Annotated in this window: 20 protein-coding genes; 6 read left to right on the top strand and 14 right to left on the bottom strand. The window is 53.6% G+C overall.

The genetic code is table 11. The features are described from left to right. Positions 1-39: 39 nt before the first annotated feature. The 5 genes from ACGHAD_RS11535 to pdsR all read right to left on the bottom strand — a co-directional run bounded on the left by ACGHAD_RS11535 (position 40) and on the right by pdsR (position 5,654). Positions 40-1,674: an MFS transporter gene (locus ACGHAD_RS11535; RefSeq protein WP_382417638.1), complete on the bottom strand. Its 1,635-nt coding sequence runs from the start codon at positions 1,672-1,674 to the stop codon at positions 40-42. Between the two features lie 263 nt (positions 1,675-1,937). Next, complete coding sequence (maoP, locus tag ACGHAD_RS11530) at positions 1,938-2,225, bottom strand: DUF413 domain-containing protein (protein WP_382417636.1); 288 nt, start codon at positions 2,223-2,225, stop codon at positions 1,938-1,940. A 175-nt stretch (positions 2,226-2,400) separates the two neighbouring features. Then, positions 2,401-2,667, bottom strand: coding sequence for a 30S ribosomal protein S20 (rpsT, locus tag ACGHAD_RS11525; protein WP_339614714.1), 267 nt, complete (start codon positions 2,665-2,667; stop codon positions 2,401-2,403). Between the two features lie 99 nt (positions 2,668-2,766). Beyond that, positions 2,767-4,956 (bottom strand): ATP-binding protein, encoded by a 2,190-nt coding sequence (locus tag ACGHAD_RS11520; RefSeq protein WP_382417633.1) that lies wholly within the window; start codon positions 4,954-4,956, stop codon positions 2,767-2,769. Between the two features lie 2 nt (positions 4,957-4,958). Beyond that, on the bottom strand, positions 4,959-5,654 hold the full coding sequence (pdsR, locus tag ACGHAD_RS11515) for a proteobacterial dedicated sortase system response regulator (protein WP_382417631.1): 696 nt from the start codon (positions 5,652-5,654) through the stop codon (positions 4,959-4,961). A 77-nt stretch (positions 5,655-5,731) separates the two neighbouring features. Here pdsR and ACGHAD_RS11510 point away from each other — a divergent pair, with 77 nt between their 5' ends. From ACGHAD_RS11510 to ACGHAD_RS11495, 4 genes are all read left to right on the top strand, one after another. Next, positions 5,732-7,486 (top strand): DUF3592 domain-containing protein, encoded by a 1,755-nt coding sequence (locus tag ACGHAD_RS11510; RefSeq protein WP_382417630.1) that lies wholly within the window; start codon positions 5,732-5,734, stop codon positions 7,484-7,486. 231 nt (positions 7,487-7,717) lie between these two features. Beyond that, positions 7,718-9,478, top strand: coding sequence for a DUF3592 domain-containing protein (locus ACGHAD_RS11505; RefSeq protein WP_382417623.1), 1,761 nt, complete (start codon positions 7,718-7,720; stop codon positions 9,476-9,478). Positions 9,479-9,621: 143 nt separating this feature from the next. Then, on the top strand, positions 9,622-11,346 hold the full coding sequence (locus ACGHAD_RS11500) for a DUF3592 domain-containing protein (RefSeq protein ID WP_382417621.1): 1,725 nt from the start codon (positions 9,622-9,624) through the stop codon (positions 11,344-11,346). Next, complete coding sequence (locus ACGHAD_RS11495) at positions 11,343-12,791, top strand: C13 family peptidase (RefSeq protein ID WP_339614720.1); 1,449 nt, start codon at positions 11,343-11,345, stop codon at positions 12,789-12,791. The genes ACGHAD_RS11500 and ACGHAD_RS11495 overlap by 4 nt, the downstream gene beginning before the upstream one ends. 4 nt (positions 12,792-12,795) lie before the next feature. Here ACGHAD_RS11495 and ACGHAD_RS11490 read toward each other — a convergent pair whose 3' ends face one another. From ACGHAD_RS11490 to ACGHAD_RS11450, 9 genes are all read right to left on the bottom strand, one after another. Further along, positions 12,796-13,146 (bottom strand): Na+/H+ antiporter subunit G, encoded by a 351-nt coding sequence (locus tag ACGHAD_RS11490; protein WP_382417618.1) that lies wholly within the window; start codon positions 13,144-13,146, stop codon positions 12,796-12,798. 19 nt (positions 13,147-13,165) lie between these two features. After that, positions 13,166-13,435: a K+/H+ antiporter subunit F gene (locus tag ACGHAD_RS11485; RefSeq protein WP_339614723.1), complete on the bottom strand. Its 270-nt coding sequence runs from the start codon at positions 13,433-13,435 to the stop codon at positions 13,166-13,168. Continuing rightward, positions 13,420-13,935 (bottom strand): Na+/H+ antiporter subunit E, encoded by a 516-nt coding sequence (locus tag ACGHAD_RS11480; RefSeq protein WP_339614724.1) that lies wholly within the window; start codon positions 13,933-13,935, stop codon positions 13,420-13,422. Before ACGHAD_RS11480 ends, ACGHAD_RS11485 begins: the two co-directional genes overlap by 16 nt. Beyond that, a complete protein-coding gene (locus ACGHAD_RS11475) occupies positions 13,928-15,466 on the bottom strand; it encodes a monovalent cation/H+ antiporter subunit D (RefSeq protein ID WP_382417616.1) in 1,539 nt (512 codons plus the stop codon). The genes ACGHAD_RS11480 and ACGHAD_RS11475 overlap by 8 nt, the downstream gene beginning before the upstream one ends. Next, positions 15,463-15,804: a Na+/H+ antiporter subunit C gene (locus ACGHAD_RS11470; protein WP_339614728.1), complete on the bottom strand. Its 342-nt coding sequence runs from the start codon at positions 15,802-15,804 to the stop codon at positions 15,463-15,465. Before ACGHAD_RS11470 ends, ACGHAD_RS11475 begins: the two co-directional genes overlap by 4 nt. Further along, on the bottom strand, positions 15,804-18,641 hold the full coding sequence (locus tag ACGHAD_RS11465; protein ID WP_382417614.1) for a monovalent cation/H+ antiporter subunit A: 2,838 nt from the start codon (positions 18,639-18,641) through the stop codon (positions 15,804-15,806). The genes ACGHAD_RS11470 and ACGHAD_RS11465 overlap by 1 nt, the downstream gene beginning before the upstream one ends. A gap of 395 nt (positions 18,642-19,036) precedes the next feature. Beyond that, positions 19,037-19,576 (bottom strand): DUF3833 domain-containing protein, encoded by a 540-nt coding sequence (locus tag ACGHAD_RS11460; RefSeq protein WP_382417612.1) that lies wholly within the window; start codon positions 19,574-19,576, stop codon positions 19,037-19,039. Between the two features lie 48 nt (positions 19,577-19,624). Then, the gene (locus ACGHAD_RS11455) at positions 19,625-20,653 is read right to left on the bottom strand and encodes a phospholipase A (RefSeq protein WP_382417610.1); all 1,029 of its coding nucleotides are present in this window, start codon (positions 20,651-20,653) and stop codon (positions 19,625-19,627) included. A 77-nt stretch (positions 20,654-20,730) separates the two neighbouring features. Next, a complete protein-coding gene (locus ACGHAD_RS11450; RefSeq protein WP_339614736.1) occupies positions 20,731-21,684 on the bottom strand; it encodes a hypothetical protein in 954 nt (317 codons plus the stop codon). 553 nt (positions 21,685-22,237) lie between these two features. On the opposite strand from ACGHAD_RS11450, the gene ACGHAD_RS11445 reads away from it, so the two are divergent. Next, positions 22,238-23,488, top strand: a complete 1,251-nt coding sequence (locus ACGHAD_RS11445; protein WP_382417608.1) for an efflux RND transporter periplasmic adaptor subunit — start codon at positions 22,238-22,240, stop codon at positions 23,486-23,488. Then, positions 23,488-26,649 carry an efflux RND transporter permease subunit gene (locus tag ACGHAD_RS11440; protein WP_339614739.1) on the top strand — a complete coding sequence of 1,054 codons (3,162 nt, stop codon included), beginning with the start codon at positions 23,488-23,490 and terminating at the stop codon, positions 26,647-26,649. Before ACGHAD_RS11445 ends, ACGHAD_RS11440 begins: the two co-directional genes overlap by 1 nt. Positions 26,650-26,659 lie beyond the last annotated feature (10 nt).

Genomic DNA, 26,659 nt, shown 5'->3' with positions numbered 1-26,659 from the left:
GCGGCGCTCAAGCGTAGGAGATTTATGGGAGCTTGATGGCTACTCGGTGGTGTACTTGCGCTCACTCAGCTCTTTTTGAATCTTGGCCAGTTTGTCACCGGTCAAATCGTAAAAAAGTAGCGCGATAATGGCGATAAACGCAAAGGCGCCTGGGGCTAACGTTTGCATATACACGATTCCCTCTAGGGATGCGTCGCTTTGCACCTGATTGGCCTCGTAGCCCAGCATCGCTAGTACTGAAAGCATAATTGCGGAGCCCGCTGCGCTGCCTAGTTTTTGTGAAAAAGTGGTGGCAGAGAATGTCATGCCCGTAGCACGGCGGCCGGTTTTCCATTCATTGTAATCGGCCACGTCGGCATACATTGCCCAGGTTATTGGGGCTTTGGGCCCTAGCGCCAAGCTAATTAAAATGCTGAGCGCAAACATTAATAGGATTTCACCGGGGATTTCTGCGCTGTCTAAGACTGAACCATCCGCGCGGGTTTTTATGACACTGATGGTTTCGTTCTGCAGCCCTGCAAGCTCTAAAGTTGCAGAGTTATCGTCGAGGGCAACCCGATCTTTAATAATCCAAAAGACCTTTTGGTAGCGAGTCCAGGCATAAGTATCGCCGGGTTGATGAGCTTCGCCTAATAAATCCTGGGCTTTAAGGCTAGTGCGTTCGGCGTCATTAACGTCGACCACGCCCAACGCATCTGGCTTGGGTACAAAGGAGAACGCAAAGCACAGTACACTGACAATCGCCATCAGTATCATTAGGAGTTTTACTTTTTCAATATAGCGCGTCAGGGTCGATGCTGACATGGCACCAATCATAAGCCCTAACACTTGTAAGCCGATAAACGCACCGAGCAAATCGGGGCGCTCGACAAAGTATTTAAAGTAATAGGTGGCGGAGCTACCGCGCAGGGTAAAGGTGGTCATAATTACCATGGCGAGTATAAAAATAATGATCCATGGTTTGCAGACCAGCAGGTTTTTTAGATCCTCTAGCGGCTTGGACTTTTGTTCGGGCGGCGGCGCAATACGCTCCTTGGTGGTAGCAAACGTAATCACAAATAAAATAGAGGCTATGACGGCATAAATGCTCATGGTAATTTGCCAGCCAATGGGGCTGTAACGATCGCCACCGCCAAAATACTCGGCTAAATCGGGGGTCGCGGCGCCGACAATAATGCCGGTGAAGTAAGCAAAGAAAAAACGAGTGCTGTTAAGGGTGTTGCGCTCCTGCGGATCGGCCGTTAAAACGGCGGAGAGGGAGTTATAGGGCATGTTGAGGACGGTGTAGGTCAGCATCAAAATCATATAGGTGGCATAGGCCCATATAAGTTTGCCGCTTTCATCTAAGTCGGGCGTGGTCATGGTAAGCAGACCGGCGCCCATCATGGGTAAGGTGCCAAACAGTAGGTAGGGCCGGAATTTGCCCCAGCGTGTGTTGGTTTTGTCCGCAATAGCGCCCATTGCTGGGTCGGTAAAGGCGTCGACAATTTTGGTGACAGTCACCATGGTGGCGGCCGCCGCCGCCGATATGCCAAATATATCGGTATAAAAAAAGATTAAGTAGGACCCAATAATAGCCCAGTAAAAGTTAAAGCCAGCGTCGCCCAAGCCGTAGCCAATCCGCTCGCGCCAGCTTAATTTTGCCAATCTATCGTTGGGTGTTTGCTGTAACACTGTCTGCCCTCGCAATTATTATTTATAGGCTTGCTGCTATGCCCGGCCTTTTATCGTTCAGCCCGGCGCGAATTTGACGCACAGGCCAACCCTTTAAGGGAGTGGTTTGTGGCGTAGCAATCAGATGGTAGCGCTATCATATTGTGATTTGCGACAAAAATCTACCGGTGGTGCGCAAAGAAGCGTTAGGTGGTCAGTGTTACGGGGTGTTTGCCTGACGCAAACCGGTGTCAGGCAAACGGTTGAATTGGAGGGGGGAGGGCTTAAGCGCTGCGCTTGAGGCGGCGCTTGGGTTTTTGCTCGGCCAGCAGCGCCTCGTACTTGAGCCAGGCTTGCTCTACCGGGTTAGTGGGGGTGCTTTTTTGGGTGATGATTTTAACCGTGCGCATATCGCTTAGGCTCGGGTTAAGCACGTCATCGTTAAGCAACGCCGTAATAAGAGAGCCGTGCTTTTTAATCAGGCGCGCCTGAGCGCTGGTCAGTGCCTCGGGGTTTTGCAAGTCACGGTGCCCCTGAAACGGTTGCTTAAGGTAATGTTCTCTTGGCAGCATGGCGTTAATCCTGTGTTGTTTACCTGCACAGAGTTATACGTTAGCTTTTTGATGGTTGTGTGCCAGTTTTTTGAAAGATTTGTGACAGCGGGGCGGGGTGGCTGTTGCAGTGTGGAGCGATAGGCACAAAAAAGCCGGCATAAAGCCGGCTTTTTATGCTTGAGCGCTAACTAGCTTAGGCGGCCAAGGCTTTGATTTTGCTGTTCAGGCGGCTCTTGTGACGAGCGGCTTTATTCTTGTGAATAATGCCTTTATCAGCAATGCGATCCAGAACGGGTACCGCTGCTGCGAAAGCCGCTTTAGCTTGTTCTGCGTCACCTGCTTCGATGGCTGCGTCTACTTTTTTCAAGTAGGTGCGCGCCATGGAGCGCAGGCCGGCGTTGTGCTTGCGAGCTTTTTCGTTCTGGCGTGCACGTTTTTTGGCTTGGGGTGAATTTGCCACCGTGTTGCTCCTATAATTACTGTGTATCTGAAATGATTACGAATCTGAAAGACGCGGCATTTTACCTATTTTCGACCGCATGTCAATAGCTATGATGGGCTAGCCGAGAGTCTCTGGCCGTTTGGCAAACATTCCCGGATTTTGTGCGGGGAACTCCACCGAAAAACAAACCCCGTTGGCGATGTTTTCTGCCTGAGCGCGGCCCTGGTGGCTGCGCGCGATTAGCTCGACAATATACAGCCCTAAGCCCAAATGTACTCGGTGTTCGGGGTCTTTGTTGCCCGTTGTGCCACTGCGCCAAGATGTTAGTGAATTAAACAGCTGACCCTCAAGAGCGGGCGGTAATGCCGGCCCAGTATTGCTCACGCTGAGGCGGTAACTGGCCCCCAGCTCGTCATCCTGACACAGTTCAAGGCGTAATTCGATGACTGCGTCCGGCGGGCTAAAATCTGTGGCGTTATCGACCAGTTTATCGAGCAGCTGCACCAATAGTTCAGGTGCCGCTATGGTGCGATAGGCATCGGCACTGGTCTGGACAATAGTGCTGTTAAATTGGTGGGAGGGGTAGGCACTGCGATAAGCCTCTGTCATGTCAATAACCAGTTGTGCCAGATCAATAGCCTCCGGCTCACTGGCTTGAATGCTGGCCTCTACCCGGTCGGCTTCGCTCATGGCGGTGATGATGGCGCTTAGGCGCTCGCTGCCCAGCTTGGCCCGCTGTAGGTAAATCGCTAGGGGCTCATCGGCGCCCGTGGTGTTGCTGATGTTATCCAGCGATGAACGGACAATGGCCAGCGGCGTGCGCAACTCGTGCGAGAGCTTGCCGGTCAGACTTTTTAGGTAATTGGTATGACCGTGTACTTGGGTGAGCAGCTCGCGATACTGACCGGCCAAGTCGGCCAGCTCGTCTTTTAGCCGATAGCGTGGCCAGCGTTCTAAAACGTCATCGAGCGGTTGGCCTTGCGCGTTGTTGGCCGCGCGCGAAAGCGTGCGAATGCGCGCCGAAATCCAGCTGGCGTAACCAATTAGCACCAGCATTAGCAGCGCACCACTGACCGCGCTAACCCACGCCAGGCGGCCGAGTGTGGTGCGGCCTAGCCCTTGCCAGGGTTGCAAGCGCTGCTCGATGATGACAGCACCCGCCAATTGCGACTCTACCGCGCCCGCGCTGGGCCACCCGAGGTACAGGGGGACGGCGACGCTGGCAATGTCGTCGTCCTCGGCGCGGTACCAGCGGCTATCGCTGTGACCGGCTATCGCCAGGCTCGCGGGCGGCTGCTGTCGCCGGCCATTGTGGCTCGGCTGCCATGGCTTTAGCGTTTGGCGATTGCCTGCAAAGTCCAGCAGCCATTGTAATACCCGGTTTCGCTGTGGGCTTAGGGACTCTAGTTGACCGGCCTGAGCCATTTTCCAGCCTTGCCGGTCGGCGACTTGTAGGCGCACTCCGGGGCGGGCAAATACCTTTAAAGCGTTGCCCAGCGGCGCGCTTTGTTGAATAAGCCGGCCCTCTGTGCCGGGTAGCACCCCAGCATCGGGGCCACCGGCAAGCTCGGCCCAGTGCCCGGCGCTTCCTGCGGCGCTAATACTGGTGCCGCTTTTGCTGATGGCCGATATGGCAAAGTGGGGTTCTGCCATATCGAGCGGCATGCGCAGCTCTATTTGGTAGCCGCCGGTGGTTTCACGCCAAAAGCCGCGAATGCGATAGTCCGGCCTGATTTGGCCGTGGGCGTCGCGGTACACCGCCTGTATGCGCCCGGGCGCATTGGCCCGAATGGCGTAGTAGCGGCTGCCTCTACCGGTTTGTTGGTTGGCAAGAATAAGGTGATCGCCGCTGGCGAGATTGTCGCTGCCAGGTTGGTGATAGTGGCGTTCAGGGTCTTTAACTTGGGCGAGTAAAAACAGGTTGTCATTATGGATGCCGGTAGTAAGAGTAAGCGCAGGGTCGGCTTGCGCTTGGGGGGCGCGTTCGCTTGCGCCGGAAAACAACCGAGGCGTGTGTTTGTAAGCACGCCAGTCCTCGGCGTAGCCATCCACCATGGGCGGTGATGCAAGCGAGTGGGCGTAAATCTCGTGCTCGGCATCGAGGGTGGCGCGGTTGCTGAGTCGGGCGGTATCGAGCAGTGCCGTATCGGCGCCAAGCCTTGCCGCTACGGCTAGAGCTGTGGCGTTCAGGGCGCGAATTTGCCCCTCGCGCAATAGGCGGTCAAACACTTGCAGGTATTGCCCTAGCGCCCAAGGCAGTACCAGGGCAATTAGGCTAACCAGTGCCAGCTGGCGGCGTAGTTTCATGTCTATGGCGCTTCACGCCAGCGGTAACCCATGCCGTAGGCGGTTTGGATGCGGTCAAAGTCGCTGTCGTGTTGGCTAAACTTGCGCCGGATGCGCTTAATATGTGAGGTGATGGTGTTGTCATCCAGCACCACGTTGGCGGCATCCATTAATTGTTGGCGGTTTTTAACGTGGCCCGGGTGCTGTGCCAGCGAGTGTAAGATCCAAAATTCGGTTACGGTTAAATCCACGGGTTGCTCTTGCCAGTGCACGCTCATGCGTGAGGTGTTAATGCGCAGCTCGCCACGGGTTAAGGTGTCGTCGGCGCGGGCCGGTTGGCGCAGAGCATCGACTCGTCTAAACAGGGCGTTAATACGCGCGAGCATATGGGCTTGGCCAATATCTTTGGTGAGGTAATCATCGGCGCCGAGGCGCAGCCCTGAAATCACATCAAACTCATCACTGCGAGCGGTTAAAAAAACGATGGGCAGCTCGGGCGCGCGGCTGCGCAACTCCCGGCACAGTTCAAAGCCACCTTCTACGTCGTCGCCTAGGCCGACATCGATAATGGCCAAGTCAGGTAGTGCCTGGCTAAAGGCGGCGGTGGCACTGGGGCGATCTAAGTAGTGGTTAACCCGATAGCCAAGCCGTGTTAGAGCGTCGCGGTAGTTGTCGGCGATGGCCTGTTCGTCTTCTACAATGGCGATAGTACGGGCCATAGGTTTCTCAGTATTAAAGAATATTGACCAAAGATGGTATCTTAAAAAGATAATAGAATACAAAAAAGGAAGCGGATATGGCTCACGGGGAAACCTACATTCAAGCGGGCACTAGAGCCTCAACCGGAATGTGGACTCGTTTTAAAAAACGCTGGGTAGGGCTGCTGTTTGGATTGCCCTTCGCGGGTGTGGGTATTGGAATGTTGCTGTTTGGAGTGATGCCACAGTTTATGGATTGGCAGCACATGAAGCAGTGGCAAGCGGTGCCGGCGCAAGTGACTCAGGCCGAGTTAAAAGTCAGCCACGGCGATGAATCAACCAGCTACAAGGCGACGGCGCGTTATCACTATCAGTTTCAGGGGGCACGCTATAGCGGCTGGCGAGTGGCTATTCACGACTCTTACGATAACGTCGGTGATTTTAATTACGACCTTGGCCGCCGGTTGGAGCGCGCCGCTGAAAATAGCACCGCAGTAACCGCCTTTGTGAACCCAAGTAACCCAGCAGAGGCGGTGCTAAACCGCGAGCTTCGGCTGGAGATGATCGGTTTTAAAATGGTTTTTGTGGTGCTGTTTGGCGGGGTGGGTATTGGCATAATCGCTTACCTTTTACTCGCCCCTCTGGATGAGATAGAGGGGGTTGTCGAGAGCGACAAGCCTTGGCTAACCCGGCGCAGCTGGGCAAGCCCTACAATCAAGAGTGACGGTAAACTCACGATGATATTTGCCTGGTGTTTTGCCGGCTTTTGGAATGCCATTGCGATACCAACGGGCATTAACTGTATTTACGAGTTTATCAAGGGCAACAAACTGGCGCTGATCGGGCTGCTTTTTCCGCTGGTGGGGGCAGGGCTGCTGTATTGGGCGATTAAAGAGACGGCCAAGTGGCGCCGCTTTGGCCCGGCCCCGCTGCAGCTTGACCCGTACCCCGGCGCTATTGGCGGTCAGGTGGGCGGCACCATCGATGTACGTTTGCCCTATGAGCGCGGCCACTCCTTTAAAGTGGCTCTGCAGTGTTTAGAGAGCTATTACACCGGCAGTGGCAAGCAGCGTAAGCGACGGGAGAGGTGCGTTTGGCAGCGTGATGGCTATGCTTACACGCAGCGCAGCGCCCGTGGTACGCGGCTGAACATTTTGTTTGATATTAAAGACGGGCTGCCAGAGTCCGAGCCGGCAAAAAATCGCTATCACCTGTGGCGCTTAAACGTCGTAGCGCAATTGCCTGGCGCGGACTTTGAACGCAGCTATGAGATACCAGTATTTGCCACCGGGGCTAAGGCATCCAATGTGCGTGAGTCCAGTGAGGATCACGTGCAAGCGCACCAAGAGCGCGAGCAGTTGCTGGAAAGCGTGTTGGAAATTAAGCAAATACCCGACGGTATTACTATGCATTACCCAGCGTTTAGTCATGCTAGCGCCAAGTTAATGGGGGTGTTGTTCGGCGGATTTTTTTGCGCCGTGGGTTATTTTATCGATACTGCCTTTATGGGGCCACTGTTTCTATTTATTGGGGCGATTGTGGGGTTAAGTTGCTTGTATTTTTTGGTGGCGAGCCTCGATGTACGTATCGACCGGCACGGACTAATCACCCAGCGTAAGTTGTTAGGATTTAGTATAAATACCACTAAGGTTGTGCGTGCCGAGTTAACCCATTTAAAAGTTTCCGAGAGTTATTCCAGCCAAAGCGGTAAAGCGCACGTCAGTTACTTTAAAATACAGGCGCACCAAAAAAAAGGTAAGCCCGTCACAGTTGGTTACAACTTTGCCGGGGAAGCCGTGGCCCAGCAGGCGCTGGAGTCTATTAGTGTATTAACAGGAGTGCCGCAGGCATGAATGAAATAACACCGTGGACGATATTGTTATTGAGGGCACTACTGAGCGCCGGTTGTGCCTCGGCCAACAATAATGAGTCAAGGTTAATCTTACCTGACGGCTCGGTCTACACCGGTGCGCTAAACGATTGACTGTATGGCATTGGAGCGGGCCATAGGTTCAATTGCTCGGTTGGGGGGGGGGAGTGCGCAGCTAGCAGGATAATAACTTACAAGTAAACTAGGGAAAAGAATGGATACGCAATCGACAACACCATCATCAACGCTATGGTTAAAAATAAAAGAACGCTGGAAGTTAATGCTGTTGGGGCTGCCGTTTGCGGCCATTGGCATTGGAATTTTTATTTGGAGTATTGGTATACCGGTTAAAACTTGGTATGGCATGCAAGCTTGGCAGCCGGTAGAGGCTTCGCTGACGGCGGCTGAGGTTAAGTCTCGTCGTGTCCGCAATGAGGACACCAATGACTACACCACTGTTTATCAAGCCACTGCAAGTTATAGCTACGATTATAAAGGGAGCACCTACTCAAACACTAAAGTTGCTATAAATGATGGGTACAGTAGCTATGGTGGGTTTTATGAGAGGCTGGGCGACACCTTGGAGTATGACTTTAAAGCTGGGCGCAGCGTTACCGCTTATGTTAACCCCGACAAACCTAGTCAAGCGTTACTCAATCGCGAGCTGCGCCTAAGTACTCTATGGTTTGCATTGGTTGCTGTGATGGTATTCGGCGGGACTGGGCTGGGTTTGTTGTGCTACGGTCTGTTCACACTCCCTGAGCAAATACCCGGCGAGCACGACCGGCAAAAGCCATGGACAACCCGCCGAAAGTGGGCCAGTGCGTCAGTAAAAAGCAGCGGTAAACTGACGATGATGTTTGTGTGGTGTTTTGCTGCGTTCTGGAATGTCATTGCGGTGCCTATCGGCATAAAAAGCATTGATGAGTTTATACAAGGAAATAATCCCGCACTGATTGCGCTGCTATTCCCTTTAGTGGGGGCCGGCTTGCTGTATTGGGCCATTAAAGAGGCGGTCAGGTGGCGGCGCTTTGGGCCAGCTTCGTTGCAGCTTGACCCTTACCCCGGCGCTATTGGCGGGCAGGTGGGGGGCACCATTGATGTACGTTTATCCTATGATCGTGCCCATAGCTTTAAAGTGACCCTGAAGTGTTTGCAGAGCTATTACACCGGTGGTGGTAACGAGCGTAAACGGGAGGAGGCTTGTGTGTGGCAGCGCGAGGGTTACGCCCACACCCAGCCTGGCGCCCGCGGTACGCAGCTAGCGATATCGTTTGATGTTAAAGACGATCTGCCTGAGTCGGAGCCTGTCAGCAAGTGTTATCACCTCTGGCGTTTAAAGGTTGAAGCGCAATTGCCAGGTGCAGACTTTGCTCGCAGTTATGAGATACCGGTGTTTGCGACTGGCGCTCAAGCGTCTGATGCACGCGAATCCAGTGAGGATCATCAGCAAGCCCAACAAGAGCGAGAGCAGCTGCTTGAGAGTGTGCTGGATATTCAGAAAATTCCCGGTGGTATTACCATGTATTATCCCGCGTTTAGCATCCCCGAGGGCAAGTTAGCTGGGGTCTTAGTGGGCGGTGGCTTTGCTACGATAGGTTTTTTTGTTGGTGGCGAGGCCGGATTTTTGGGGCCGTTGTTTTTTACGCTCGGAGTGGTCTTTGGCCTTGGGTGCCTGTCCCTTTTAATGATGAGCTTAAATGTACGCTTCGACCGTCGAGCGTTAATCACTCAGCGAAAACTACTCGGCGCTGATATTAAAACCATTAAGGTTAAACGCTCGGAGCTAACGTACTTAGCCATCGCAGAGAGCAACTCAAGTTTATCCGGTAACCAGCACGTCATATATTTTAAAGTGCAAGCCCACCGCCGCCGTGGTATGCCTGTGACCATCGGCGATAACTTTGCCGGCGAGGTTGTCGCCAATAAAGCGCTGGAGTCGATCAGTGTGTTAACCGGCGTACCCCGGAAATGAGAGGTAAAAGCTCGATGATGTAGTTGGCGCAATGGCCTGTTCATCTTCGACAATGGCTATAATACGGGCCATAACTTATTCCAATAATAGGGTTTTGCGCATAATGGTGGCTTGCGCGACATTGATCAAGTTTGGGGGAACGGATGCTACACAAATTAAAAGAACGCTGGGGTTTGCTGTTACTGAGCTTGCCCTTAGTGGGGCTCGGGGTGAGTTTTCTGTATTTGGGGGTTCTGCTGCCGTTATCCGACTGGACGGATATGAAAAATTGGGAGCCGGTACAGGCCCAGATTGTCAGCGCAAGAATGAAGCGAAACTACTCAGAGGGATCGACCACCTACCGCGCGGAGTCTAGTTACCGCTATCAGTATCAGGGGAAAAGCTATAGCGGTGATCGCGTGGATATTAGTACAGGTTCAAGCTCGGATAACGATTTCGAGTACCACCGCGAGATTCTTCGCCCGCTGGTGCATGCCCAGGAAAATAACATGACTGTGACTGGCTGGGTGAACCCCGAGCAGCCAGAGCAGGCCGTATTAAATCGTGATTTGCGTTCTGGGCATTTACTGCTTGCAGGTGTATTTGCCCTCATTTTTGGCGCTTTGGCGCTGGGTATATGGGCTTATGTATTGTTAGCTCGCCCTGATAAAACTGATGTTAGTGAAGCGCAAGCTACGTTAAAGCCTTGGTTGGCGCGGCGCGATTGGGCCAGTGCCACCATAAAAAGTGATGGCAAAACTGGCATGTGGGTGCTGTGGGTTTTTGCTGCGTTTTGGAATCTTATTAGTCTGCCCTCCGCGATTGGCGCGGTAGGCGAAGCGCTGGATGGTAATCACGTCGCGTGGCTGGCGCTGCTGTTCCCACTGGTGGGGGCGGTTATTACTTACTGGGCGGTTAAGCTCACTCTGCGCTGGCGCCGCTTTGGCCCCGCGCCGCTCACCTTAGAACCATACCCCGGCGCTATTGGCGGTCAGGTGGGCGGCACGTTGGAGGTGACTTTGCCCTATCAAGCCGACAACCGCTTTGCCGTGACCTTGCAGTGCTTGCACAGTTACTATTCGGGCTCGGGCAAAAATCGCGAGCGACACGAGTCGATGGTGTGGCAGAGTGAGGGGCTTGCCCAAACCGCGCGCACTGCCTATGGCACGCGAGTACAGTGGTTGTTTGAGGTAGAACACGGGCTGCCGGTATCGGAGCCGCCGGGCAAACGTTATCACCTGTGGCGGGTGAATATTAAGTGTGAGCTGGCGGGCGCAGATTTTGATCGCAACTATGAGATTCCGGTCTTTGCCACGGGCGAGAAGTCTCGACAATTGGCGCAGGTAAGTGCGAGCAATCAACACCCCGAGGTGGCGCAAAAGCGCGAGCAATTACTGGAGAGTTTGTTTGATATTCGCCAAGTGCCGGGCGGTGTGGTGTTGCACTACCCAGCTTTTAGTAGCCCTAGTAGTAAAATGGTTTTGATCGTTATGGGCGCGATATTTTCGGGGGTAGGGTTGCTGGTTGATGCCGATGGATTTCCCGCGTGGATTTTTGCCGTTATTGGCCTGCCTATGTTTTTTGGGGGCCTCTATGCATTACTGTCGAGCTTAGATGTGCGCATCGACCGCACCGAGCTGGTTACCCGTCGCCGTCTTCTGGGGGTGGGGCTGGGTAATAAGCACACCCCTCGCAGCGAGATCACTAAATTGTTTATCGATGAAAGCTACTCGTCCCGCACGGGCAACCAGCACACCACTTACTACAAAATAAAAGCCGAGTTGCGCAGTGGTGGCTGCAAAACCATTAGCCACAGCTTACCTGGCCGCGAGCTCGCTCAAGAGGCGTTAAAATCCCTTAGTCTGTTAACCGGAGTACCCGACGCATGAACCAAAGCATTGCCTTGCCTTTATTGTTGTTGTGGGTTGCGTTAAGTGCCGGCTGCACATCGGCCGACACCGGCGAACAACCGCTGACGCTACCGGACGGCTCACGTTATAGCGGCGCTATGAATGATGGCTTGCTTAGCGGCGAAGGTCGCTTAGAGTGGCCTAACGGCGATGTCTACGAGGGGGAGTTTCTGCAAGGTTTACTGCATGGCACTGGTACCATGACGCTTAACACCGGTGATGTTTATAGCGGCGAGTTTAGCCGAGGCGAATTTACCGGGGTAGGTGATTATATCGGTAGCGATGGTACTCTTTACCATGGTGATTTTAGCAATTACGAGTTTACCGGTGAAGGCGAACTGACCACCCCTGAGGGTGATATTTATCGCGGCGATTTTAGCTCTGGTCTGCTAACTGGAATGGGCACTTTTACCGGTGCAGACGGCAGCCAATACGCGGGTGAATTTGTCGATAACGTGTACGAGGGCTATGGCGTATGGGAAAACGACAAATGGCGCTATACCGGTGAGTTTGCGGCGGGCTACTTTGACGGTTTTGGCGAGCGGGTCGATGTAAATAACAACGAGGTATTGGAGTCTGGCCAGTGGGAATATGGTCGTTTTACGGGGGAGTCGGAGTCGGCGGATGAGCGTCGCGCACGTCAGCTAAAGGTCGAGAAAGCCCTGTTTGATCAGCCTGCGGTGTTGCAAAAAGCGTTGGATGCGCTCGCGCTGCAAAACCCAGAGTCGATTGATCTGTACCCGGTAATTGTCGCCGGCGATGGCACCCAAGATGTGTTTACTCTGGAGGCAAAAACAGTGCAAACATTATTGGATACGGAGTTTGCTAGCCAAGGGCGTTCGCTGCTAATGGGGAATCATCCCGATACTTTCGGCGCAGCGCCATTGGCGACAAATCTATCGTTGCCTCTAGCGTTGCAGTCGGTAAGTCAAAAGCTGGATCCTCAGCAGGATATTTTATTGTTATACCTGAGCAGTCATGGGTCGAGTGATCATGAGTTTTATCTGGCCGCACCGGGGCACGATTTCTTGGGGCTGGCAGCCGAGGATCTAGCCAACACCATTAACGATTTAGCGGTAAAGTGGAAGGTAATTATTATCTCGGCGTGTTATTCCGGCGGCTTTATCGAATCGCTTAAAGCGCCAGAGCATTTGGTGATTACCGCCGCGCGGGACGACCGCACCAGCTTTGGTTGTGGCGACAGTGATACCATGACTTATTTTGGGCGGGCGTATTTTGAACAAGCGCTACCCACAGCGGACAGCTTTGAGTCTGCCTACACGCGAGCGCGCGAGTTAATTACCCAGTGGGAGAGCGAAGAGGAGTTTACCCACTCAGAACCGCAGATGTACGCCGGTGAGGCAATTGTCGAGTACCTGCCGCAGTGGTGGCGTCTCCGTAAAAGACAAGCTCCCGGCGAATGACCGATTACTGATCGCTAGTGTCATCAACCGGCCAGGGAGTATTTTGGGTGCGCTCTTCACAAGTCAGCTGCATATGCAGCGCGGCTTTGCCTACAATATGCGCACTTACTGGGGCGGTAATAAATAAAAACAGTGCAATGAGCAGTTCGTGTAGGCTGAGCCCATCGCCCTGATTTGAGAAAAAAATAATCGAGCCAATGATCATTCCACCCACGCCAAGGGTCGTGGCTTTGGTGGGGCCGTGCAAGCGCAAGAAAAAATCTTGCAAACGCGCCAAACCAATCGAACCTACTAGCGCAAATCCGGCGCCGGCAAACAGTAATACACTGATTAGAATTTCCAATGCCATACTCATAGTCTATTCCTTCTCAGCCTTATTCAATGATATCGCCGCGCAATAAATACTTTGACAGCGCAACCGTGCCTACAAAACCCATAACCGCCACCAATAAGGCCGCCTCAAAGTAGAGGTTGTTGCGCTCGTACATACCAAACAATACCAGCAGGGCGATAGAGTTAATATACATCGTGTCGAGCGCTAAAATGCGATCGGGCAATGATGGCCCGAGGCACAGGCGCCAAAGGTTGAGCGCCAGCGCTAAGGCCACCATAAACAGTGTGATTTGAATTACGGAGTCGAGCATTCAAAGATCTCCTTCAGGGGTGCTTCGTAGCGGCGCTTGATTTCGGCGATGGCTGCATCTACGTCAGTGACGTGCAGGCTGTGTACCAGCAAATAACCTTCTTCCATTTGCAGGTCGACCGTTACCGTACCCGGCGTGAGCGAGATGGTATTGGCCAACAAGGTAATGGTGAAGTCTTGCTTTAGCTCAAGCGGGATTTTCATAAACGCTGGCTGCAATTTTTCGCGCGAGCTAAGGATCAGTACGGCCACTTGCATATTGGCGATAATAATGTCCCACAGCACCAGAAAAATAAAACGCATGGCGAGCAGCGGTGACGATAACACCATCGATTGTGGCCAAAACGATTGGGTTAAAAACGGAATGCCCCAGGCCAGCAGCGCGCCCAATAACCATTGGCCCGGGCTGATGCTGTTGGCCATAAGCAGCCAGAGCACCAGCATAAACACGCTGAGCAGTTTGTGGGGAAACAGCGCTTTTTTATGAGCGGTATCAGTCATGCTGAGCTCCCGGTGCATGGGCACGGCTTACAGGTTCATGGCTTAGCACTGCATCAATGTACAATGCTGGGGTCATGGTTTGCTTCGCCAGTGCTTGGGTGAAACGTACCACCGGATCACCGGCCAAGCTTAAGAATAACGCTAAGCTCAGCATGCAAATTACGGCAAGCAGGGCGCCGCGATCGGCTTTGTCAGCTTTGGCTACGCGGTTTTCGGTACGCCAGAAAATAGTGCTGCCACTGCGGCTCAGCGCGGTAATCATGACAAAGCTTGCCAGTAATAATATTGCCCACAGCCAAAATGTTTGCTGCTCGCTTTCTGCGGCGCTCAACATCATTAACTTACCAATAAAACCCGAAAGTGGCGGCATGCCGATAATGGCCGCCGAGGCAATAAAAAATAAACCGCCAAGTTTTACCGCTTGGCGTACCGCAGGGCCGGTAATAATACGGTCGGCGGTGGCGCCACGCTGGCGTACGATGAGATCGGCAAGCAAAAACAGCGCCCCGCAAATCCATGTGGAATGCACCAGATAATACAGAGTCGCGCTTAGCGCTGCGGTGTTATTAAGGGCAATACCCGCTAGCAGAGTACCCACCGAGACGATCACTAAGTAGGCAATTTGCAGCCGCAACTCGCGGGCGGCGAGCGCGCCGGTGGCGCCCAGCGCTAAGGTTACCAACGCCAGCGGCCAGAGAAACGGCTGGGCAATATTGGCCAGCGCCCCGGCCTCGGCGCCAAAGATAAGCGTATAGACTCGGATGATGGCGTACAGACCAATTTTGGTCATGATGCAAAACATCGCCGCCACAGGCGCTGATGCTGAAGCGTAGGCGCGCGGCAGCCAAAAATACATGGGCACCATGGCCGCTTTAAGGCCAAACACGACGAGCAGTAATAAGGCCCCGGCGGTCAATAGTGGCGCTTGTGCCGGTGAGGCATTGGCAACTTTAACGGCCATGTCGGCCATGTTGAGCGTACCGGTCACGCTGTACAAAATCGCGGCGGCCAACAAAAACAAACTGGAGCCGGCTAAGTTAAGCAGCACATAGTGCAGCCCCGATTTAATCCGTGCGGCGCCGCCGCCGTGCAAGAGCAGCGTATAAGAGGCGATGAGCAGCACTTCAAAAAACACAAACAAGTTAAATAAATCGCCGGTTAAAAATGCTCCGTTGACGCCCATTAATAAAAAATGCACCACACTGTGAAGACTATCGGCGGGCTTGTCGTTATCGCGCACGGCGTACCAAAGGCTAAAAAATGCCAGCACGGCGGCGGTAAATACCATTAAAGCGCTGAGCCTATCGACCACCAACACAATACCAAACGGCGGTGCCCAATTGCCTAGTGCGTAGACGGTGATGTCGCCGCCTACGGTGCCGAGGATCAGTGCGGTGGCAACGGCGAGCTGCGCGACAATACTTAAAAAGCTAATACTGCGCTGAATCACCAGCGGTCGGCCGGTGCCAAGCAGCAATAAAATGCCGGTAAGCAGCGGTATTAAAACGGGGGCAATGGCCAAATGATTCACGAGTTTACATCCTCCACACTGATGCGGCCGTCAACGTGGTCGTTGCCAAGCTCGGCGCGCGCGCGCAGGGCCAGGACCAAGACAAACGCGGTCATGGCAAAGCTAATGACAATGGCGGTTAATACCAGTGCTTGGGGAAGCGGGTCGGCGTACTGCTCGCCAATACCAATAATGGTACTGCTGTCGGGGTTAAGTCGGCCCGAGACAAAAATAAACAAATTGACGCCGTAGGTCAGCAGCGTTAAGCCGAGAATAATCGGAAAGGTGCGCCCGCGTAGCAACAGATAAACCCCGCAGCTGGTGAGCACCGCAATGACGGCGGCGATTAAAATTTCCACTAGTCCTCTCCTTTGATCAGATCTTTGCTGCTGTAGGGCCTGCTGGTAGCAGGGCGCGGCGAGTGGCTGCTTTGGGCTAATTTACCCAGATGCGCAAGAATGAGCATGGTGGCACCTACCACTGTGGTGTACACGCCAATATCAAAGGCCATGGCCGAGGCAATTTCGACCTCGCCGATGAACGGAATCGCAAAGTGACCAAAAGCGGAGGTTAAAAACGGGTAGCCGAAAAACCAACTGCCGATGCCGGTAAGTGCCGCGATTAGTACACCAGATACCGCGACGCGGCGATAACGCCAGCGCAAGCGCTCCTGCATCCAGCCGGTGCCAGAGGCGACGTATTGCAAAATTAGCGCGACACTGGTGACCAGCCCCGCGATAAATCCGCCGCCCGGCGCATTGTGACCGCGCAAAAAGATAAACACGGAAACTAACAGCGCCAGCGGTAACAGAATACGCGCCATCACGGCCAAAATAGGGGGGTGAGGCTCTTTATCCCAGCGCCGGCCTTCACCGTCGGCTTGCGGTAGGGGCAGGTGCAAACCGTTTAACATGGCGTAAATACCGACGGCGGCAATGGCCAATACGGTGATCTCGCCCAGCGTATCAAAGCCCCGGAAGTCAACCAGAATAACGTTGACAACATTGGCGCCGCCCCCGCCACTGACACTGTTGGCGAGGTAGTAATCGGCGATGGATGTAAACGGTTGGGTAAGCATGGCGAGGGTAATTAAGCCCATGCCGAGTCCCGCCGCGCCAGCTAGTAGTACATCGCGACTAACGCGCTTGCCGCCCGACTCGTTGGGCGTAAGCTGGGGCAAAAAGTACAGTGCCAGCATCAGTAAGACGATGGTGACAACTTCGACCGATAACTGGGTTAACGCCAGATCGGGGGCTGAGTAGCGAACAAAAATAAGCGAGACAATGAGCCCCACCACACTTAATAGCAGCAAAGCGGCGATGCGGTTGTGGTGTAGCAGTACCGTACCGAAGGCGCCGATAATTAAGATGACCGCACAGAGCAAACTAACCGGCTCGATGTCGCTGATCGCGATAGGCCCCAGCAGTTGCGGCATACCCCACAGGGCGTAACCGATCGCCGCTACTGCGGTGGTGATCAGCAATGCCATGTAGCGTTGCAGCGAGTTGTTCTGGATAAAATCGGTAAAGCGCTGAGCGACCCGCACCGAAAACTGCACCCGTGACTCAAACACGGCTTTCTCATCGTGGCGGTATTTGCGCTCGTAAAAGGCAAATAAGCCCGTGCGCTGACTGTACATAATAATACCACCGGCCATGGCGACAAAGCTCATGACCAGCGGCAGGTTAATACCGTGCCAAATAGCAATGTGGTACTCGGGCATCTGTTCGCCCAGCACCGCGAGGCTAGCGGCCTCTAAAAAGGGTGCCACGGTTAGATTGGGAACAATACCAACCAATAAACATAGGCCCACCAGAACCTCCACCGGTACGATCATATAGCGCGGTGGCTCGTGGGGCGGAAACTTGGGTAAGTCGATGGGCTCGCCGTTGAAGAACACGTCGTGAATAAAACGCACCGAATAGGCCACCGAGAAAATCCCGGCAAGCGTCGCCAGCAGCGGGAAAATCCAGCTGAACATGCCCATGGATTCTAGGTGCAGCGCCTCGGAAAAGAACATCTCTTTACTTAAAAAGCCATTGAGCAGCGGTACGCCGGCCATGGCCAGTGCCGCAACCATCGCCAGTAGCGCGGTGTGTGGCATGTACTTCCACATACCGTTAATTTTGCGCATATCCCGGGTGCCGGTTTCGTGGTCGATAATACCGGCGGCCATAAACAGCGAGGCTTTAAAGGTGGCGTGGTTGATGATGTGAAAAATACCCGCCGCTACCGCGAGGGGCGTCCCAAAGCCAAATAGCATGGTGATCAGCCCTAGATGGCTGATGGTGGAATAGGCCAGCAGACCTTTTAAATCGTGTTTAAAGAGCGCGTTGTAGGCGCCAAACAGCATGGTCGCCATGCCGGTAAAAGTTACGATGTAAAACCACCAGTCGGTACCGGCTAGGGCGGGATACATGCGCGCTAATAAAAAGACCCCGGCTTTGACCATGGTGGCCGAGTGCAAATACGCGGACACTGGGGTGGGGGCGCTCATGGCGTGGGGCAGCCAAAACTGAAACGGAAACTGGGCCGATTTGGTAAACGCGCCCAACAGCACCAAAATTAAGATGACGGGATAGCTGGAGTGAGCGCGAATCTCATCGCCGGCGGCAAAAATAGCCCCCAACTCAAAACTGCCGACAATGCGCTCGATTAACAGCGCGCCGGCGATCAAGCACAGGCCTCCGGCGCCGGTGACCGCCAGGGCCATGCGGGCACCTTTGCGCGCGTCGGATTGGCTCGACCAGTAGCCGATGAGCAAAAAGGAGACAAGGCTGGTGATCTCCCAAAACACAATCAGCAGCATTAGGTTGTCGGACATGACGATGCCCAGCATCGCCATCATAAACAGCTGCAGCAAGGCGTAGAGTTTGGCCAGTGAGTCGCGCTGGGCCAGGTAGTAGCGGGCGTAGAGCGTGACCAATAGGCCGATCCCTACGATCAGCAGGCCAAACATTAAGCTTAAGCCATCAAGGCGCAGGTTAAGGTTGAGCCCCAGCGAGGGGAGCCAGCTTATCTGACTGTAAAGCACCTCGCCGTTAAAAATGGTGGGGGCGCTGCCGATCAGTAGCCCTAAAGCAATTAGGGGGCCGAGCGCGGCAGAGTAGGCGCAAAAGGTGCGCCCCATACGCTCGGTCATAAAGGGCACGGCGGCGCCAATCATGGGCAGCAGAATAATGATTAACAATGTCATGGTGTGAGAACACCCCAGTTGCTTGGCGCGCGCGGTTGCGGCACCCGTATTAAATAATAATTAGATGACAGTGTGGGGTAGACACGCAGGAGGATCTAAGTAGTAGGGTTGGTAGCGTCTGCCCTGACGGCTATGCATATGCGCAGAAGCTCCGGCAGAATCGGGCCCCCACAGGGTTGAGCATGCTTGTCGATTATATTGGTGTACTGCCATAAACTCGCACAGATTATGTATGACTCAAATCGGCTTTAGTGTGCATGGGGGATCGCCAATTAAGTGTCTGCGAGCCGCAAACAGCGCTCGCGCGTTTTATCGCTAATCGGCTGATCCACGACAACTTTATACACAAAGTCGCCGTTAAGTACCAGCCCTAGACGCGCTAAGCGGCGGTGCCGTTATGGGGTTTTGCTGATCACCAGCTGGATGGTGCCGACGGTAAAGCCCCATTTACTGAGGGTCGACTGATTGATCACGGTGCGCTGGTCTACCCGCCACATCCAATCGTCTACGTCCAACGCCAGTTTGCTGTCGTTGTAGTCGACTTCTAATACGTACTTAAGGTTAAGGGCGTTGCCGGCGGTGGCCCCTGTACCCGTGCCAATTACATCTCCGGCGGTAGCGTCAAAAGTGGTGTCTGAGGTGGGGGTGAGCGTCCAGGTACGGTATTGAATTTCGCCATCATCAAACTCAAAGCGCTCTTCTAACGTGCCGATGCCGTTTTTCCAGTTGGCCTTGATCGTGGCGTTGAAGTAGCGAGTGACATCGCCCGAGCGATTTTTTAAAACGCCGTGGGCGGTTAAGTCGCCCTGAAAAAACTCTTGCGGCGCAAACCCCGGCTGGTTGCCTTGGTATTGATCCACTGAAGGGCCGGCGCAGCCCGTTAGTGCCAGCAAAAAAGTGATTAGTGCGGGGGCAAGCCAAGTGTGTGCACGCATGGGTATCTCCTGTCTGTTGGGGCGACAACAGATAATACGCACTAACGGCTAAAACAGATCGCTAAAAACGACGCCCAGCCCCAGGGATTCAGTCTCGACGTTGTAGTCGATTAAACTTGCTCCGTAGCCATTAAAGTACTTTAAATAGCCGCGTACCGTAGGGCGGATGGGAAAGCTCCAGCCCAGCTCGACGGAGCCCTTGTCGCTAAAGGGGCGGCGGGTCATTACATCAAAGATATGATTTTTATAAGAGTAGGCGCCGCCGAGTTCATAATGGCCCAGGTACTCTTCAATGTCCGGGTTGTCATCGTCTTCGGCGTCTTCCGGTAGGCGGTACCAGGGCGAGAAAGCCAGCGCTAAATTGCCGCGCTCAAAGATCGAACGCGCACGAATTCGGTTCCAGCTGCGGGACAAGGTGCCCGACTGGCCGTTGGATTGGTGTACCAGGCCAATTTGGTTTACAACGTTACGAAAGCCCAAAAACTCCCACTCGCTTGTGGCGGAAAAGAGCAGCTCAGGCTCGTGATTAGTCTCGCGAAAAGGGCGCGATATATCGGCGTTGTACGCCTGCCAAAGGGAGTGGTTGGTATAGGCGATATACAGGTTGCCATTGTCGTGCAATAAATCCTGCGCGATCAGTACTTTTAAACTGATCTGAAAATCAATTTCGGTATTTTGCAAATCGATGGGTTTGCCCTGAGCCTCTTCGAAGGGGGCCGCGTTGGGGTGGCGGGTGTAACTGGCCGGTAGAATATAGTTGCGATTGTGTGGCGTGAGCACAAAACGGTTAGCGCTACTGATACTCTCGACTCGCAGCCTGGTATCCAGCACCCCAATATCCTGCTCGTGCAAGGTGTTAGTGGTGGTATCAACCAATAGGGCCTGGCAGGACTGGCGCAGTTGGGCGATGGTCATATCGGGTGCTGCGCGCAAAACGTTTTCTTTTAAGCACGCTTCCATGCTCTGGTAGCGCGGCATAAGTGTTTTGTTCGCTTGGGCGTCCGGCGCTGCACCCATGGCGCCGCCGCTTGCGACGAGGGCAAAGCTCGCCACCCAAAAGTGCTTTTGTAAAACCATGCTTAACCGCCCGCACACTATTTATCGAGCCATTATTGTGCCTCATCCCGCGCGGCGGGTGCTAGTGTGCGAGTGCCTTATGGCGTTGCCGCCTGACCGATGAGCCACTGATCCATATCGGCATCGTGCCACTGGCTGATAAGGTCGACACCGTTATCGACGATGGTTAGGTAGACGTCGATAATATCCGTGGCGAGGTTATAAATGCGGTTGCTGTCGGCGTTTTGCGCCCCTTCATGAAGGATGTCAGTCTCAACCATGTTCAGTAAAAACATCAATTTTAACTCGTAACTTTTTAATTGGCTAAGCAGGCCAATATCTTGCTCTAAAATACCTTCTAAGCGCTTAATTTGGTGGCGCAGCTTTTCGTTGTTAACCCGCGTGCACTGGATGACATAACGCAATTTGCTGTCGTGGTGAGCATCGACATACCCGGCCGCGGCCGAGTAGGTGCCCAGCGCTCGGATACGACCTATTTGCTCCACCACAGCTGGCAAGAGCCGGGTGGTAAAATGCAGTACCTCTAAGTGCTTAAAGCGGCTCGGGTAGCTGGTGGACTCATGGGTAACGGTGGTGTCGCCCATCGCCTCGGCGCACGGTTGTTCCATTTGTCGCGACAGGCCGGCGAGCATTGCCAGCGATTGTTCGATCAAATGGCAGTGCAGCTCGTAGTTGTCAATTACACTGTCTTCTTGCCAGTCGCGACTAATAGTGACCCACGCACTGCGCAGGTTTTGTTGGTCGCGTTCGCTGAGCAACCCCTTGCTGGCTTGTGCCAGCGCTTGCAGCGCCAGAATACGCCGCTCCAGTTGGTGCTCGAGTTGGTAGAACTCTTCTTTAAAAAGCTCGTTGCCCCCCAGCAGGCCCATACTCATACCGCGATGGCGCTGTGCGGCCTTGATGGCGCGGTTAAGTTGCCTAATAAGGTTTAAGGCATCTTGCCGGCGGCGATAAAATTGATAGTACTCGGCAAACGCCGCCGAGCTGGTGCTGAGTTGTGGTGCAGTGTGCGCGCTGTTTTGCCCGTTCATAGTGCTAGCCTGTCATCCCGTTGAGCGTCCCTGATCAATAAACAACCAAGGCTCGCTAAAACATGGTTGGAAGTGGTGCATAAATCGGCTCACAGATGAATATTTGAGTTTTTGGGGTGTTAATCGGCATTTATAATTACTGCAGAGCAACAGCTATGCCAACTAAGTTTAGGGGGAGCCGCTACGGGTTCTATTGGCGTGCTGATCCCGGTGAGCTTCAGCAAACGCAAAAGAAAATGCGACTTGGCGCAACTTTTTGCGTCGTGGTGGCGTCTATCTGCTCAAGCGGTAACGGGCGCTGAGGGCGCTATCTGAGCAAAATCGGGGCACGCTGGCGGGGCGCGCATTTTATTGGGTCATTTAGGGCGATGCTGAGCGGGCAAATGCCGAATCTTACTAAAATGCCTGTCAAGGCCTTAATGGTGCCGAGTGCCTTATAACGCTGTATGATAGCGCAACCTTTTGGGGCCGAGCCGCCGCTAACAGAGCGCACTGAATAACACTAACAACGATACTGATCGTGACTTGATCGAGACAAAGGAGCAGGTTGTACATGTCTAACCCAGGGTTTTACACCAGAAACAAGCGTTGGATTTTACCGGTCGTTATTCTACTGGCCGCGATCGTTATCGCTATTGCGCTGGCCTCCATGCGTAAGCCCCCGCCGCACAAAGAGGCAAAAGAGGGCGTGGCTCTGGTCAATGTACAGCCCCTGCAAACGCAGGCTATTCAGTTGCAGGTGTTATCCCGTGGATTAGTGCAGCCTAGATATTCCACCGAGTTAGTGGCTCAGGTCAGTGGCGAGATCGTCGCCCTCGACGAGGCTTTTGTCCGTGGCGGCATTATAAAAAAAGGTGAAGTGCTGGCGCAGATTGATCCGACTAATTACGAAGTCCAATTAGAAGAGGCCCGCGCCGGGCTTGCCAGCGCGACGGCGGCGCTGGAGCTCGAACAAGCTCAAGGAGAGGTGGCCCGGGTAGAGTGGGAGGGCATTAGTGACCATCCGGCCCCGGCGTTGGGGCTACGCAAACCCCAGCTAAAGCAGGCCCAAGCGCAAGTTGCGGCGTCTCAGGCCAGCGTAAAACAAGCGCAAAAAGATCTGGAACGTACCAAGATTATCGCCCCATACGACGCCTTGATTGCCGAGCGTCGGGTGAGCTTAGGGACTTTTGTTAACGTAGGCTCGATGATGGGCGAAGTGCTGGATGTGAGCAGCGCCGAAATACGTTTGCCTGTTGCCAACAGCGAGCTGCAGTACCTTGTGGGCAATGGCGTGGGAAGTCAGGTCGAATTAACCGGCGACTCCATGGGTAGCAACTACCGCTGGCCCGCCAAAATTGTGCGTACCGAAGGGGTGATCGACGACGATACCCGGATGAGCTACTTAGTGGCGCGGGTGAGCGACCCCTACCACTTAAACCCCAAGAGCGTAAAAAGCGAGCAACCCGGAGCGCAGACAGACTTAGCGTTTGGCAGCTTTGTGGTGGCCAATATTGTCGGCCGCGAGCTGGAAAACGCGGTACGTATCCCCCGAAACCTGATTAAAAATGGCACGCTGCCGGTGTATCACGAGGGTAAGCTGCAGCTTAAACCTGTGACGGTACTGCGTCATATCGGCGGTGAAAGTGTGGTGACAGACGGCGTCGACAATGGTGATTTACTGGTGACTACCTCGCTGGAATACCCGGTCGTGGGCATGGCGCTGAAGCGGTTTGACGATCAGGCGGAAGAGGCTGCTGAGCCAGCTGATATGCCCAAGCCTGACGTGGCAGCGGTTGCGCGTGGCGAGCAGGGAGAGGGGTAATGGAACACGCTGACGATACTCGCAAAGGCATTATTGCTTGGTTTACCCGCAACAGTGTTGCCGCCAACTTGTTGATGATTTTTATTTTGCTGTTGGGGGTGGCAACGGCCATGACCATCCGCAAACAAATGTTCCCTCAAATCGAGATCAACTGGCTCAATATTAATATTGCCTACCCAGGTGCCGCGCCACAAGATGTGGAAGAGGCGATTACGGTTAAGCTAGAAGAGTCACTCGCCAGTATCCAGGGACTAAAGCGCGTGATTACCCGCTCCAATCGCGGCAACGCCTCGGCCAGTATCGAGGTGATGGAAGAGTACGATGCGCAAGAGGTGCTGGACGAAGTTAAAACGGCGGTGGACTCTATCTCGAGCTTTCCCGACGGCATGGAGCGGCCACGTATTAGTCGCGCCAAGTACCGGCAAGAAGTCATGTACGTTAGCCTTTACGGCGATTTAAACAACCACGATTTAAAACATTTGGGCGAGCGTATTCACGATGAGTTGCGCGCGCTGGATGACGTGAGCATTGTTGACTACTACAGTGGCGCCAACTACGAAATTGCCATTGAAGTTAGTCGCGATAAGCTCTACGAGTACGGCCTGTCGTTTGAAGAGATTGCGGCCGCCGTGCGCAACTGGTCGACGAATCGCTCCGCCGGGCAGATACGCGCTAAGGAAGGTTTTATTTCGGTGCGGGTAGAAGACCAAGCTTATGTGGGTGAAGAGTTTGAGCGCTTACCGCTGCGCACCCGCGCCGACGGCACCAAGATTTTGCTGGGCGATGTGGCAACGGTTAACGACGGCTTTGAAGAGGGCATCAACTACACCAAAATGAACGGCCACAATACCGTGACCTTTTTTGTCGGTGCTACCCGCGATCAAAGCATTGGCGATGTGGCCGATATTGTCGATGAGTATATTGCCGAGCGCGCCAAGAGTTTACCCGATGGCGTTACGCTGGAACCCTGGGTTGATTTAACTTATTACCTAGATGGCCGCTTGAACATGATGCTGAGCAATATGTTCTGGGGTGGTTTGTTGGTCTTTATTATTCTCGCCTTGTTCTTGCGTATTAAGCTCGCCATGTGGGTCATGATGGGGCTGCCGGTAAGCTTTTTAGGTGCCATCATGTTGCTGCCCATGAGCTGGGTTGATGTCACCATTAATATCGGCAGTTTATTTGCCTTTATTATGGTGTTGGGGGTGGTGGTGGACGACGCCATTGTGATTGGCGAAAGTGTCCACACTGAGGTCGAAGAAAAAGGCCAGAGTATCGATAATGTTATTCGCGGTGCGCAAAAAGTCGCTATGCCGGCCACGTTTGGGGTGTTAACGACCTGTGCGGCGTTTTTCCCAATGCTACTGGAAACCGGACCGCAATCGGCATTCCCGCGCTCGATTGGTTTTGTGGTGGTGTTTTGTCTGCTGTTCTCGCTGGTAGAGTCGAAATTGATTTTGCCCGCACACTTGGCGCATATGAAGCCTCTTAAGCCCAATCCCAACAATCCGGTTTACCGCTTGCAGAGCCTTATTGATCGACACTTGCAACGTTTTATCAGCAACGTCTACCGTCCATTGTTGCAGTGGTGTTTGGCGTATCGCTACGCGGTAATGGCTATTTTTACCGGCGTTGTGTTTATTACCGCCGCACTGTTTGCCGGTGGTTTGGTCAAGTTTGTTAATCAACCCAAAATTCCTAACGATTTTGTCCGTGTCACCTTAGAGATGAATGCCAGCGTCGCCGAGCAAGAGACTATGCAGGCGATGCTTGATGTTGAGTCGATGATTCAACGAATCGAGTCTGAGACGATCGCTGAATTCGATCAGCCGATGATCGACAACCTTTTTGTCTCGATGGAGGGGCGTACCGAGGCGCGCATTGAAGTTAAATTAGTCGATCCAGAAGATCGCCCGATCGGTACTTTTGCGTTGTCGGCCAAGTGGCGTGAACAAATGCCTGAGATCAGTGGTTTAAAGAGCCTTGAGATCGCGGATACCGTTATGGGAGGCGGCACCAACGATGGTGATGTGAGTTTCCGGATTATCGGTAACGACATTACCTCGATGCGCCAAGTGGCCAGTCAAGTGCGTGAGGCTATGGGCACTATCGATGGCGTTTACGAGATCAATGACTCAGAGCAAGTGGGCGCCCAAGAGGCGCGCTTTAAGCTCAAGCCTTTGGCGGCCAGTATGGGGCTTACTACCGCCGATGTGGCGGCACAGGCCAGTTACAGTTTGTACGGCATTGAGGCGCAGCGCATTGTGCGCAACAGCGAAGAAATCAAAGTGATGGTGCGTTACCCCGAGTCTGAGCGCAATGTGTTGGGTGCAGTAAACGACTTACTGATCACTACCCCGGACGGTAGCAAGGTACCGTTAATGGAGGTGGCTGACATTGAGTTGGTTGAAGGGGTTAACCAGGTGTATCGCGAGGATGGCCGGCGTACCATTACAATGTGGGCATCGCTCGATTTTGCCAAAGTACAACCTTTGCAGGTCGCCAATGAGTTGCGTGATGGCGTATTTTCCGAAGTGGGTGATCGCTACCCTAATATCGAGATTGAAGAGGCGGGCAACCTAAAAGAAGAGCGCGACAGCGTGACGGACTTTATTATTAACTTTATGAAGATTCTGCTGCCCATTTATATTTTATTGGCTTTGCCTTTGCGCTCGTACACGCAACCGCTAATGATTATGTCGGTTATCCCCTTTGGTGTTATTGGCGCTATTTGGGGCCACGTTATTATGGGCTATGACCTGAGCGGTTTGTCGCTGTTTGGTATCTTTGCCGCCGTGGGTGTGGTGGTTAACGACTCGCTGGTAATGGTGGATTACGTCAATAAAGCACGCGAACGTGGCGAGACGTTGTTTGATGCGGTAATGAACGGCGGGCAGCGCCGCTTTAGGGCGATTATTTTAACCTCGCTGACTACCTTTATCGGCTTACTGCCCATTATGTTTGAAAGCTCGCTGCAGGCGAAATTTGTGATCCCGATGGCGATCTCGCTTGGCTACGGGGTGTTGTGCGCAACCTTTGTGACCCTAATTTTAGTACCGTGTTTGTATTTGGTGATGAACGATATGGGGCATATGAAGCGTCGTGTAGGGCGCTGGTTTGTACCGTATCGTGAGCCGCATGCTAGCCATCAGCACCGCTAAACGCGTAATT

This window comes from Gilvimarinus japonicus (assembly GCF_042847215.1).
Classification (GTDB): domain Bacteria; phylum Pseudomonadota; class Gammaproteobacteria; order Pseudomonadales; family Cellvibrionaceae; genus Gilvimarinus; species Gilvimarinus japonicus.
The sequence above is the reverse complement of the archived record's forward strand: the minus strand, read 5'-3'. Positions and strand labels throughout refer to the sequence as shown.